Genomic DNA, 12,482 nt, shown 5'->3' with positions numbered 1-12,482 from the left:
GCTTAAACAAGCTAGAACCCCGTTCTCGAAATAGCAAGAGCGACTTCTCGAAAAGTGAAGAATCCACCACACGTGTGAAAAGAGGCGTGTAGATGAGGGTGAACGGCCGGAGGGTGAATAGGATGCGGGCATGCCACCACGTCAGAGGCAGGTGCCCACCCAGGACCCGGTTCCGGGCGACGACCGGGACCGGCCCAACTCGCGCGGCGTCGCGACGCGCGTTCGGATGGTCGAGACCGCCGAGCGGCTCTTCGCCGAGCGTGGGATCGAGTCCGTGCCGCTACGCGACATCGCGGTGGCTGCCGGTCAGAAGAACAATGCCGCCGTCCAATACCACTTCGGGGATCGCGAGGGTCTGCTCAAAGCGATCCTGGCTCATCGGGCGACCCGCAGCGAGCAGGTGCGCACCGAACTGTTCGCCGACCTGATCGCCGTGGACGGCCGCCCGACCGTCCACGACCTGGTCCGCGCCTTCGTCCTGTCCCTGACCGGGCACGTGGAGGACGACAGTCACTACCTGGCCTTCCTGTCACGCCACATCATCGACCGTGGTGGCTACAGCGGGCTCGAGGGCGCGGTGGGCGAAAGCGTCGTCGCGACGTTCGTCCGTGTTCTCGGCGGGCTGCTGCCGGACGTTCCCCGGCCGGTGCTCGACGAGCGCTGGCTGATGGTGATGACCACCTGTGTCCACACGCTCTCGCGCTACCAGATCGCGCTCCACGCCGGCAATCTGCCTGGGCCGCTTCCCGAACTGATCGACGACCTCGTCGACTTCCTCGCCGCGGGCCTCGGGGCGGTGCGCTCGGACCGGTGACCCGGGGACTCACACGGTGAGTTCCGAGGGCCGGAGCCCGGTCAATGTGCGGCGGAACCGTAGCCGAGGTCCCGGTTGCACGTTCCGAGCCGTGCCCACCACCAGCGTGGTGCATCCGGCCGCGTGGGCGGATGCCGCGCCGACGGCGGAGTCCTCGACCGCAAGGCAACGGCCGGTGCCGACACCGAGTGCTGCCGCAGCGGTGAGGTAGGGATCCGGCCAGGGTTTCTCGTGCGCCACCTCGTCACCGCACACCGTGACGGCGAACCTGGACGGTCCGATGGCGGCGATCACCGGTTCCGCGAGTTCGCGGGCGGTGTTGGTGACGAGGGCCATCGGAACATGCAGGCGGGACACCAGATCCAGTGCGGCCTGTGCTCCCGGTTGCCAGCGGAGTTCTCCGCGGAACAGTTCCCGGACCTGCTCGTACACCCATCGCCGCTCACAGCGAACCTCGAATGCCGTCGGTGCCACGTGGGCGGCGATGTGGATCCGTGTGAGCGACTCGTCCAGCGAACATCCGAGCATCTGTGCGCTCGCGTCCGTCGTCCAGGGCACCCCGTGACGCTGTGCGACCACGGCCATCACCCGATCCCAGAGTGGTTCGCTGTCCACGAGCGTGCCGTCCATGTCCCACAGGATCGCGGCCGGGGCCTCGCCGCGATCGGGAGATACGGCTCGACTCACGCCGTCACGCGCGCGCCGACGGCCTCGAACACGGCGTCGATGACGACGTCCTGTTCGACTGTCGTCATCCGTGGAAACAACGGCAGCTGCAAGGTGCGGCCGGCGAGGGATTCGGCGACGGGGACCGCGGTGGTGCCGAACTGTGCTCGGGCGAGCGCAGTGTCCTGCTGATGCGTCAGCACCGGGTAGTACACGTCCGCCTGCACTCCGCGGATCTGCAATCCGCGGATCAGGTCGTCGCGGTGCGCGGCCAGAACGTCGACGGTGAACAGGTGCCACACGTGATCGGGCGAGAACTCGGGGACACGCAAGATCCCGATCCGATGCAGCGGGGCGAGCGCGTCGATGTACCGGCGGGCGAGCGCGGCCCGCCGCAGGTTGTTGAGTGCGAGGAACTGCATCCGCGCCTGCAGCGCCGCTGCCTGTAGATTGTCGATGCGGGCGTTCAGGCCGAACGAACCGCTCTTGTGGTACTTCCGGTAGCCGCTGCCCGTCGGGGCGAAACCGTGATAGAGGTACTGCTTCACACGAGCGGCGAGGTCGGCGTCGTCGGAGACGAACGCACCCGCCTTGCCACACGCCCCCAGGTTCTTGTACGGGTTGAAACTGAACGCGGCGCCCGCGGAGAAGCGCCCGACGTCGTCGAGACCGACACCCTGCGCGGCGTCCTCGAACACCGCGATTCCGTGTGGGGCGCAGACCGCCGCGATCCCACGGACGTCCGCCGCGCGGCCGTAGAGATGAACCGGCACCACACACCGGGTCCGCGGCGTGATCCGCTCCGCCACCGACACCGGGTCGAGCAGGTAGTCGTCCGTCACGTCGGCGAGAACGGGTGTGGCGCCTGTCATGTGCACAGCGTTCTCGGTGCCCGGAAAACTGTTCGGGGGAATGATCACCTCGGTTCCCGGGCCTGCTCCCAACGCCAGCAGACCGCCGATCAGCGCGTCGGTGCCGCTGGAACTCCCGACCACGTGCCGGACACCGAGGAACGCGGCGAACTCGTGCTCGAACGCGGCGACGAACGGTCCCGTGGTGAACTGCCCACTGCCGAGGACCTGCCGGAATGCCCGTTCGACGGGCAGGATCTCGTCGGATCCGATCAGCCGGTCGAGGGGAGCACACTCGACCGAGGCCACGTGTGGCCCACGTTCGACGACTCGGCTCAGCGACAGGCGGCCGTGCTCGGAGATCATCGCGCGCAACGCCCGGGTGCCGGGAACGTCCCGGATACGGACGTCCTGCGCGACGTGACCCTGCGTCAGTTCATCGGCCAGGGCGTGCAGACTTCGTGCCTTGCCGTCGATCTCCTGTCGGTGCACGACATCGTTCATGGTCTTCCGGTCTCCTTCGGTTGCTCCGGTGTTGCTCCTTCTTGTTACGTCCCGGGGCGACATCCGATCGCGGATCCGAACGGGATCTGTACGCGCGGTGGCGATTCCTTGACGGAACCTTGACGCCGCGACGGGTCGCGGTCGCCGGTGCCGGCCGGCGTGGGAGACGCCGGGCTGCGATGATCATCCGATGCGCCGCTTCCGGTTGTTTGCCCGTTCTCGTCGTCGCGTGCGTTGTTCCCGGTGCGACGACACAGTCGGGGGAGACGGTCACCGACATGACCACTTCCCCCGTGCCGAGCTCGCACGGGGGAGGGCAGTAGGCCGAGCGCGTCCGTCGGCCGCGGGCGCGCGTCCGCCGCTCAGCCGGGTCGTGATCGATCGACCAGTCGGTCGATCATCTGCCGGCCGTGCTCCTCGAACCCGGCATCGCCGATTCCGTTCGCCCACACGACGGTCGACACGGCCTGGTAGATCCGCTCGAGTTCGAGGATCTCGATGTCGAGGGCATCGAGATCCCGCCCGAGTCCGTCGTGGAAGGCCTCTTCCAGATCGGGCCTGCCGACGAACTGCTGGAACTGCAACCGAACCAGGTCGCTTGTCCACGGGCGCTGCTCCGCCCGGCCGAAGTCGATCACGGCGACCGTACCTGCGTGAACGAGCCAGTTCCGGGGCTGGTAGTCGCCGTGCGTGAAGAAGAGTGGAACAGGCCGCGGCACGACGGCTTCGAGCCTGTTGCGGACCGCTGCGAGCGGACCGGCGTCCACCAGCCGGGCCGCGCGGTCGGACAGGGACAGACCACGGTCTCGCAACCTGCCCATGTAGGTGTCCGACACGTCGCCCGGTGACAGCAGCTCGGCCAGGACCCGTCCGGCCTGCCGGTAGATGGACGGGTCCTCTTCCGCCGGTGAACCTTCGACGAGTTCTCCCGGCAGGTACTCCGTCACGAGGAGCTTCTCGGCCTCGTTCGAATACACCAGCTTCGGTACCGGAGCAGCCGACGTGACGAGGAAGGACCTGTGCGCGGCGATCTCCCGATCGATGTGATGGCTTGTCCGCGAAGCCTTCACGATGAACTCCCGCCCGGCCGCCCGGATGCGCAGCACCGTCGTGTCCTGGAGTGGCCACGAATGGTCCTCGAGGACATCGACGGTTCCGAACCACTCGTCCAGCACAGTGCGTTGCGACGTCGTCAGATCGTCCATCCCGCTCACGCGACCAGCTCGGGTCGGCCGGATGTCCGAGCACACATCAGAGTACGGCCTCCAGGAAGGTGAAGGTCAGCGCGGATTTGAACGCGGCCTGCGCGTTGTCCGCCGCACCCCCGTGACCCCCCTCGATGTTCTCGTAGTACCACACCTCGTGTCCCTGCTCCTCGAGCCGCGCGACCATCTTGCGGGCGTGACCGGGATGCACCCGGTCGTCGCGGGTGGACGTGGTGATCAGGATCGGTGGATACGTCGCGTCCGGGTCGGTGTTCTGATACGGCGAGTACTCGCTCAGGAACGCCCATTCCTCCGGGTTGTCGGGGTCGCCGTACTCGGCCATCCACGACGCGCCCGCGAGCAGCAGATGGTAACGCTTCATGTCCAGCAACGGCACCTGGCACACGATCGCCCCGAACAGCGACGGATAACGCGTGAGCATCACGCCCATCAGCAGACCGCCGTTGCTGCCGCCCTGGATGCCGAGTTGCTCCGCGGTGGTGACACCCCGCGCGACGAGGTCTTTCGCGACCGCCGCGAAGTCCTCGAACACTTTGTGCCGGTTCTCCTTCAGCGCTTGGGTGTGCCAGGTGGGGCCGTATTCGCCGCCGCCCCGGATGTTCGCGATCACGTAGGTGTGGCCACGTTCGAGCCAGGCCCGGCCGACGCCACCGCCGTAGGCCGGCACCATCGAGTTCTCGAATCCGCCGTAGCCGTACAGCAAGGTCGGCGACGGGGTGTCCGTGTTGCTGCCCACCACGAAGTACGGAACCTGGGTTCCGTCGTCCGACGTCGCGAAATGCTGTGTGACGGCGATGTTCTCGGCGTCGAAGAACGAGGGTGCCTGCTTGATCGCGGTCAGCGGACCGCCGACGGTTCCGGACAGCAGCGTCGCCGGGACGGTGAAGCCGCTGGAGTTGAGGAAGAAGTCGTCGCTCTCGAGCGGGTCGACGTCGATGATCGAGGTGGACGTCGCAGGCGGCACACCGTCGAGCGGGCGGTCCTCCCACCCGTCCGGCCCAGGCGTGAGCACCCGCACCTCGGTCTGCACGTCCCGCAGCGTCACGACCAGCAGATGGTTGCGGGTCCACGCGTACTGTTCGAGCGAGGTGTGCTCGTCCGGGGTGAACAGCACCGTGAACTCGCGCGAACCGGCAAGGAACGCCGGATAGTCCGCGGCCAGCAGTGCACCGGCCGGGTGACCCAGCCACGGCGACCGGGTGCGCACCAGCAGATGGTCGCGGTAGACGCCGGCGCGGGCATCGTCCGACACCTCGAGTTTCACCAGCTCGCCGCCGTCGGTCAGCTCGAACCGGTGCGCGGTGTAGAAGTCCAGTGCCCGTTCGACGAAGGTGCGCTCGTATCCGGGGGTGCGGTCGTACGACGCGGACACCGCGACGTCGGCCTTCTCGCCTTCGAACACCGTCTCCGCCTCGGTGATCGAGGTGCCGCGCCGCCACCGCTTCGCGATCCGTGGATACCCCGAATCGGTGAGGGAACCGTCACCGAAATCGGTACCCACGTAGACGGCATCGACGTCGATCCACCCGATGTCCGTCTTGGCCTCCGGCAACTCGAAACTGTCCGGACCGGACACGAACTGCCTTGTCAGCAGATCGAACTCGCGGATGACGGTCGCATCCGCGCCGCCCCGCGACAATCCGATCAGCGCACGCGTCTGGTCGGGGCGCAGCACCTGGGCGCTCGACCACACCCAGTTCTCGCCTTCTTCCTCGGCGAGCGCGTCCAGGTCGACGAGCACGTCCCATTCGGGGTCGTCGCGCAGATACCGGTCCATCGTGGTGCGCCGCCACAGGCCGCGGACGTGCTGCGCATCGCGCCAATAGTTGTAGATGTACTCCGCGCGCCGCCGCCCGTAGGGGATGCGCGCATCGGTGTCGAGGACCTCCCGGATCCGCGACTGCAATGTCTCGAACCCGTCGGTGCGGGTGTACTCGTCGACGGTGCGCGCATTGCGGGCGCGCACCCAGTCCAGTTGTTCGTCGCCGGTGACGTCCTCGAGCCAGAGGTACGGATCGGTCGGGTCGGAGGTCGTCGCATCGGAGGCCATGCGCCTATTTGTACCCCGACCGGCACACTGACGGGCATGCAGATGCATCCGACCGACGCCCGTCGCGACTGGCTCGCCGACCGCCTGCCCAGTGATCAGTTCCTCGTGTACTGCTTCGACGCACCGGCGGTGCCGATCGAACGGGTGCGCGCGGACGTCGCCGCGAGGGCCGCGCTGATCGGGGATCTGCGCACCAGGGCCGTCGATGTTCCCGGCCTGCTCGACTATCCGTACTGGACCGCCCGCGAGATCGGCGACGACCAGTTCACGACGCACCCCGGCGGCGACTGGGGCGCGGTGACCGCCCTGCTCGGCACCCTCGCAGAGACCGGCCTCGACATCCGGGACTCGCCGTGGCGGCTGCACCTGATCCCCCAGGTGACCGGCGCGCCCGGGGGAGACGGTGCCGCGCTGATCGCGGTCCTGCAGGTCTCGCATGCGTTCGCCGACGGAGTGCACGCGTCCGCGCTGGCGCGTGCCCTGTTCGGGAAGGACGTGCCGCCGCGCACCGAACCGCCCCGCGCGCCCGGTCCCGTGGGCATGCTCGTGCGTGCGGCGGTGAAACTACCCGGGCAGGTCGTCGGGGTGATCGCCGACGGCGTGCGCGCGAGCCGCGCCGAACAGGAACTGGCCGGGCCGTCGGTGCCGTCCCCGGCGCCGGGCTGCCCGCTCGTCGCCGTCAACACCGCGCCCGGTACCCGCCGCACGGTTCGGACCCTCGTGTGCGATGCCGCCGACCTGCGGCGCGTCGGCACCGTCACGGTCGCGGCGCTGACCGCGATCGGGCCGGCCCTGGCCGCGTTCCTGGAGGTCGGCGGTGACCTCGTCGAGCATGGCCTTGGTGCGGAGGTCCCGGTCGCGGTGCCCGCCGCCGGCGCCGAACGCAACGCCTATCGCAGTGTCGGTGTGGCGCTCCGCCCGGACATCCGGGACACCGCCGAGCGAGCCGGTGCGATCGCCGCCGAACTGGAACTGCGGCGGCGTCGCGCCGTGCACCCGGCGATGGCGGCGCGGGCACGGACCGAGGATCACGTGCCCGCGCCGCTGTTGCGCTACGGCACCGAGCGCATCGACCTGTCGGTCGTACCGCCGACCGTCACCGGGAACACCGTGGTGTCGAGCGTGAACCGCGGCCGCGCCGACCTCGTGCTCGGCGGCGCGGCAGTGCGATTCACCACCGGTTACCCGAGCCTGTCACCGGTGATGGCGCTGACCCACGGTGTGCACGGCATCGGTGACACTGTTGCAGTGTCGGTCACCACGAGCCCCGACGTGCTCGACGACGCCGCCCTCGACCGGTATGCGGAACTGCTCAGGGCGTCGCTGGCCGGCCTGTAGCGCTCGGGGCGATTATCCGGCCCGCAGCCTCCGGGCCCCGGCGAGAGCCGCATCGACCAGCAGGAATCCGAGCAGGCTCACTCCCAGCAGCGGGACGAACCAGCCGACCGCGACGGCCGAAACCACCACCGCGGCGGCAGCGCAGGGATGGATGTGGCGCCACGTGCCCCGGACCGGCGGCCGTCCGGCGCGGCGCCGGCCGCGGACCGGGCGGCGCTTCCACCACAGCAGGTAGCCGCGAACGATCACGGTCACCAGCAGGACTGCGAGGGCGAGCAGTGCGAGCTGATTGACCAGCCCCAGCAGCAGGCCCATGTGCAGGGAGATACCCCACGCCGCAAGCTTGGCGGCCACGGGCCAGTCGGCGAACCGGTTCACGTCCGTCACCGCGCCGGTCGAGCCGTCGACGGCGACCGCGTCGGTCGCGAACTGCCAGGGTTGCCGGGTCTCGGCGACGGTGAACGCGGTGTGTTCGCCGGCCGGGACACCGACCTCGACATGATCGGTGACGCCGTTTCCGGCGGCGATCGCGAGTACGGCATCGAGCTCGCCGATGTTGCGGTCGAGGATGCCGGGGTCCGTCACCGGGGCGGAGTGGTGGTCACCGTGTCCGTCGTGACCACCGGCCGACCCACCGGTGTCCGCGAGGCTGTCGTCGAGGCCCGGCGTGGTCCAGCTCAACGCGGTCCGCAGGGTTCCGACGTTCTCACCCGCGAACTTCGACCAGGTCAGTCCGGTCGCGGACAGGAAGATCAGCCCGGCGGCGATCCATATGCCCGCGGCGCCGTGCCACCCGAGCGTCCGGCCGCGGCCGCGGGCGGACCGGTCGACGGTCAGCAGTCGCGCCGAGCCCGGGTTCCGCCGCCGGGTGGTCCGGTACCGCTGGACCCACAGATAGACGCCGCCGAGGGCGACCACCCACAACCACGACGCGGCGAGTTCGCTGTAGATGCGTCCCGGTTCACCCAGATGCAGGTGCCGGTGCAGTTGCGAGATCCAGGTCCGCATCGGCAGGGCGCTGCTGCTGCCGTAGACGACGAGATCGCCGCGCGTCGTCGCGTCGGTGGGGTCGACGAACACCGCGCGCCGTTCGGATTCGCCGAGGGCCGGATCGGTGAACAGCACCCGGGTGGTCTCGCCGGGTTCGGACGCCGGACGGACCGCGGTCACCGTCAGATCCGGCAGAACCGCGCGCGCTGCGGCGACCTGCTCGGCGACGGGAACCACGGGTCCGGTCGTGTCGGTGTGCAGGTACTGGCGGTAGACGATCTGTTCGAGTGCGGGGGCGATCGCATACAGGCCGCCGCTGATCGTCGCGACGAGCAGGAACGGCGCGATCAGGATGCCGGCGTAGAAGTGCAGTCGCAGGATCAACGGCCGGAAACTCCGGGCCGGCGGATCCGTCGCCGCGGTTGTGCCGGTGGACCTGTCGCGTTCCAGTTCGGGAATGGACATGCGTGTACTCGATTCGGAAGGTGCCGGCTCGGCGCGGCGCTCATGTGGGCGCTCGGCGTCGACCGGTGAGGTGGACCGGTGCGGCGAACATCGGGTGGTCGTCGCACCGGACAGGCACACGTCGACGACACCGCGGCACGGGTGCGGGCACCGCGGACACGGACGTGGAAGAACGCACCGAAGCCCGTGGTCGCCCGACTTGAACGGGGCGAGGCGGGATCGGTCAGACGGGCAGGGGAGGTCCCCGGACACCGGCGGTCGCGCCGGCGAGCAGCCACGGAGACAGCGTCGCCCGGTGCACCGGTGTGGAGATCCACAGGGGTGCTTCGGCGGGCGGCAAGGACAGCACGGCCAGCACGATGCGGGTGACCGCCGCGATCGCCGCCCGGCAGCCGCGCTCGGCGCCGCGGACGAGCACTGCGGAAACGCCGACCGCCGCGACGTGCGCGACGAGCATCGGCGCCGAGGGCGCCAGTGGATGCGTGTGCCCGGAAATCTGCTCGGACACCAGCGTCAGGGTCAGGTGACCGACGAACTGCCCGGCGGCCAGTGCCGCCACGAGTGCCCTACGGCGGTGGGCTGCGGCGGGGACGGAAGCGACGATCGCTCCGATCGCGACGCACGCGGCGATGAGCAGAACGACCCCGGTGCCCGGTGGGCTACCGCCGCCTGCCATGCCGTGCGCGGCGATGCTGACCGCGCCGGACACCGCGCCCACGAAACCACCGCGCACCTGCGCGAGCGTGTCCGTGGGTGAATGCACCGGCCGAGAGTACCGTCCGTGCGGTGCCCGGCTCTCCGCGTCTCCTGCGCAAGCCGCTCGCGGGGGCGACGGGGGCCGCGCCCGGGACGCGGCCCCATGCCCGGTCGTGTCAGTGGAAGTAGTCACCGAACCCGAAGATCGCATCGAAGGTGCAGGTGGGAAGCACGTCGACGTAGTTGACGCGGTAACCCGCATACGAGGTGCGCATCAGATCCTGAACCAGCCGAGTCGCGTGGATCGCGTCGACGGCGTCGACGGTGACGGTGAGGTGGACCAGGTCGTGGTCGCTGCGGCCCACGCAGCCGTGATGCGGGACGATCGGTTCCAGAAAGTCGTCGATGTCGTCGTCGGTCAGCAGATCGACGAGCACGTCGAGTTCGATCAGCGCGTTGTATTCCATGTGTGTTCTCCCGTGTCGAACACCCGAGCGGCCTCGCGCCGCGCGGGTTGGGATCGACCGGGAACACGCACGGACCCATCATGCCCGAACCGTGAAGCGTCCGCGTCCGGTCGCGACGAGCATGCCGGGCAGAGTCGCAGGGTCACGCGTCGGCGCCGAATGTCCTTCGTTCACGCCGGCGCTGTTTGCGGGAGAGCACCGAGACCACCGCGCGCAGGAACAGCGGCATCTCCCCGCGCGCCTTCTCCGATTCCTCGGCGGTCATGACCGCGACGAATCGTGTGAGGTCGAAGTCCGCTCGACCGCTGCGTTGTGCCTCCTTCTCGAACTGCTGCCACCGGTCGACGGTCACATAGCCGGTGATCAGTGGAAACACGGCCCGCTCTTCGTCGTCGAGATGTTTGTCGAGCAGCTTTCGCAGCCGGCGGACGGTTCGCGCGAACCCGGCGACGGCGGTCTGCCCGGGGAGTTCGCCTGCCAGGCGGACAAGGTCGTCGAGGAGCGGATCGAGTTCGTCGTGGTCGTCGGTGAGCGCGGTGAAGTCGACGTCCGGGCCGGCCGACTCCGTGATCAAGGGCCACAACGAGAGGTCCTCGATGGTGTGGTGATGGTGGAGGCTCGTGGTGAACAGCCCGACGTAGTCGGAGATCGCGGCGTACCGGGCCCGATCGAAACGCGACGGGTCCGCGAGCATCTCGTCGGCGAGACGTGAGAGACGGTCGATGTCGTGACGGATCACGCGGTGGGCGAGGCGCATTCCGAGCAGTTCGTCGTCGGTGGTGAGGCGCGGAGCCTTCGTTGCAGAAGTCATGGCGGTAGCGTGCGCGCCGGCGCTTGGCGGCGGCTTGGCGATCGCTTGGTGCGCGCTCATGGCTCGGTGCTACGTGTGGCGTCGGAGCAGCCGCACTCGCGTGTGAACAATTTGTTCACAGCAAGATGTTGACAACGAGACGATCGGCCATCACGATGGGGTCATGTCCGACGACCGGTTCATCCCACCGAATCCCAGCCGTGAACGCGCTGATCGCGAGTACGCCGGGCTGTCCCGGATCTCCGACCGGCACGGTGCCACTCCCGTCCAGCGTGCCCGCCAGGCGCATCCGGAGGCGCTCGACCCGCTGGGGGCTGTCCGCATCGTTGCCGTGCTGGCCGGTGGCGCCCACCCGCTCGGTGCCGGCGAACCCGACGTGGACGACGCCGACGTGACGGCTGCTCTGGGGCTCGTCCCGAAGGCGAGGGCCGACATGGACCAGCTGGAAGCGCTTCTGCTGAAGATCGCACGCGACCGCGGAATGACCTGGCAGCAAATCGCATTCGGACTCGGATTGGGCAGTACCCAGGCGGCGCGGCAGAGATACGAGCGCCTGGCGAAGCGTTCCGAATCCTGACATCGGCAGGCCGGCGACCTGCACGTCGCTCGGTGCGTACCGGCTGACGGGAACCATCGGGAGGGCGGTAGCGTGCCTGCACACCTGATGTGACGAGGGGATGGCAATGGGCGTTTATGTGGTGACCGGTGCGGCTTCCGGAATGGGCAAGGCGAGCGCGGACCGGCTGCGGGAAGCCGGTCACACCGTGATCGGGATCGACCTGAAGGACGGCGACGTCGTCGCGGATCTGTCGACGGCGGAGGGTCGCGCGACCGCGATCGCGAAGACGCTCGAGAAGACCGACGGTCGCCTCGACGGTGCCGTCCTCGCCGCGGGGCTCGGTCCGGTCCCCGGCAGGGAACGCGTCATCGCCGAGGTGAACTTCCGCGGGGTCGTCGAACTGCTCGAGGGCTGGCGCTCGACGCTCGCCGCCGCAGGCAACAGCAAGGTCGTGGTGTTCGGGTCGAATTCGACGACGACGGTCCCGGCGGCCCCGATGTCGGCGGTGAAGGCGTTCCTCGCCGGTGACGTGGACAAGGCCGTCAAGCGGGCGTCCCGGATCAAGCCCGCCGGTCCGACGTTCACCTACGCCGCATCGAAGCTCGCTGTGACGCACTGGGTTCGGCGCACCGCGGTCACCCCGGAGTGGGCGGGCGCGGGAATCCGGCTCAACGTGATCGCGCCGGGGGCCATCGAGACGCCGCTGCTGACCTCCCAGCTCGACAGCCCGGAAGGTGATCGGGTGCGGGAGTTCCCGGTGCCGATCGGCGGTTTCGGGCAGCCGGAGCAGATCGGCGCGTGGGTCGAGTTCATGCTCTCCCCGGCCGCGGACTTCCTCTGCGGATCCGTCGTCACCGTCGACGGCGGCACCGAGCCGTTCTTCCGCGGCGGCGACTGGCCGCGTCCGGTCTCGATCCGGAAGGTTCCGGCCTATCTGCTGGCGATGCGCCGGTTCAACAACGCGAAGAAGAAGTAGCTCGCGCTGCCGCAAGGGTCCTGTGTGACGGTCGGCGTACCGATGTTTCGGTACGCCGACCGTCATTTC

At 69.0% G+C, this 12,482-nt stretch carries 12 protein-coding genes; 4 read left to right on the top strand and 8 right to left on the bottom strand.

Annotated features, from left to right (window positions below):
• Positions 1-130 precede the first annotated feature (130 nt).
• On the top strand, positions 131-814 hold the full coding sequence (locus A8G15_RS01800; protein WP_068154784.1) for a TetR/AcrR family transcriptional regulator: 684 nt from the start codon (positions 131-133) through the stop codon (positions 812-814).
• Positions 815-823: 9 nt separating this feature from the next.
• On the opposite strand, the gene A8G15_RS01795 is transcribed toward A8G15_RS01800, so the two are convergent.
• From A8G15_RS01795 to A8G15_RS01780, 4 genes are all read right to left on the bottom strand, one after another.
• A complete protein-coding gene (locus A8G15_RS01795; protein ID WP_281180590.1) occupies positions 824-1,501 on the bottom strand; it encodes an HAD family hydrolase in 678 nt (225 codons plus the stop codon).
• Complete coding sequence (locus A8G15_RS01790) at positions 1,498-2,835, bottom strand: DegT/DnrJ/EryC1/StrS family aminotransferase (RefSeq protein WP_068154780.1); 1,338 nt, start codon at positions 2,833-2,835, stop codon at positions 1,498-1,500. The genes A8G15_RS01795 and A8G15_RS01790 overlap by 4 nt, the downstream gene beginning before the upstream one ends.
• A gap of 362 nt (positions 2,836-3,197) precedes the next feature.
• Positions 3,198-4,040, bottom strand: a complete 843-nt coding sequence (locus tag A8G15_RS01785; RefSeq protein WP_082899599.1) for an aminoglycoside phosphotransferase family protein — start codon at positions 4,038-4,040, stop codon at positions 3,198-3,200.
• 46 nt (positions 4,041-4,086) lie between these two features.
• A complete protein-coding gene (locus tag A8G15_RS01780) occupies positions 4,087-6,111 on the bottom strand; it encodes a prolyl oligopeptidase family serine peptidase (RefSeq protein ID WP_068154777.1) in 2,025 nt (674 codons plus the stop codon).
• 36 nt (positions 6,112-6,147) lie between these two features.
• Between A8G15_RS01780 and A8G15_RS01775 the strand changes: the two genes are divergently transcribed.
• On the top strand, positions 6,148-7,449 hold the full coding sequence (locus A8G15_RS01775; protein WP_068154774.1) for a wax ester/triacylglycerol synthase domain-containing protein: 1,302 nt from the start codon (positions 6,148-6,150) through the stop codon (positions 7,447-7,449).
• A 12-nt stretch (positions 7,450-7,461) separates the two neighbouring features.
• Here A8G15_RS01775 and A8G15_RS01770 read toward each other — a convergent pair whose 3' ends face one another.
• The 4 genes from A8G15_RS01770 to A8G15_RS01755 all read right to left on the bottom strand — a co-directional run bounded on the left by A8G15_RS01770 (position 7,462) and on the right by A8G15_RS01755 (position 10,878).
• Positions 7,462-8,904 carry a PepSY-associated TM helix domain-containing protein gene (locus A8G15_RS01770; protein WP_068154772.1) on the bottom strand — a complete coding sequence of 481 codons (1,443 nt, stop codon included), beginning with the start codon at positions 8,902-8,904 and terminating at the stop codon, positions 7,462-7,464.
• 223 nt (positions 8,905-9,127) lie between these two features.
• Entirely contained in the window at positions 9,128-9,667 is a 540-nt protein-coding gene (locus A8G15_RS01765; RefSeq protein ID WP_068154769.1) for a hypothetical protein, read from the bottom strand.
• A gap of 109 nt (positions 9,668-9,776) precedes the next feature.
• Positions 9,777-10,067, bottom strand: a complete 291-nt coding sequence (locus tag A8G15_RS01760; protein WP_068154767.1) for a hypothetical protein — start codon at positions 10,065-10,067, stop codon at positions 9,777-9,779.
• A gap of 142 nt (positions 10,068-10,209) precedes the next feature.
• Positions 10,210-10,878 carry a hemerythrin domain-containing protein gene (locus tag A8G15_RS01755; RefSeq protein WP_068154766.1) on the bottom strand — a complete coding sequence of 223 codons (669 nt, stop codon included), beginning with the start codon at positions 10,876-10,878 and terminating at the stop codon, positions 10,210-10,212.
• 163 nt (positions 10,879-11,041) lie between these two features.
• Between A8G15_RS01755 and A8G15_RS01750 the strand changes: the two genes are divergently transcribed.
• Both A8G15_RS01750 and A8G15_RS01745 read left to right on the top strand, forming a co-directional pair.
• Positions 11,042-11,455, top strand: coding sequence for a DNA-binding protein (locus A8G15_RS01750; RefSeq protein ID WP_068154764.1), 414 nt, complete (start codon positions 11,042-11,044; stop codon positions 11,453-11,455).
• Between the two features lie 106 nt (positions 11,456-11,561).
• On the top strand, positions 11,562-12,413 hold the full coding sequence (locus A8G15_RS01745) for an SDR family oxidoreductase (RefSeq protein WP_068154762.1): 852 nt from the start codon (positions 11,562-11,564) through the stop codon (positions 12,411-12,413).
• Positions 12,414-12,482: the final 69 nt, after the last annotated feature.

The organism is Rhodococcus phenolicus (assembly GCF_001646785.1).
Lineage (GTDB): Bacteria > Actinomycetota > Actinomycetes > Mycobacteriales > Mycobacteriaceae > Rhodococcus > Rhodococcus phenolicus.
The sequence above is the reverse complement of the archived record's forward strand: the minus strand, read 5'-3'. Positions and strand labels throughout refer to the sequence as shown.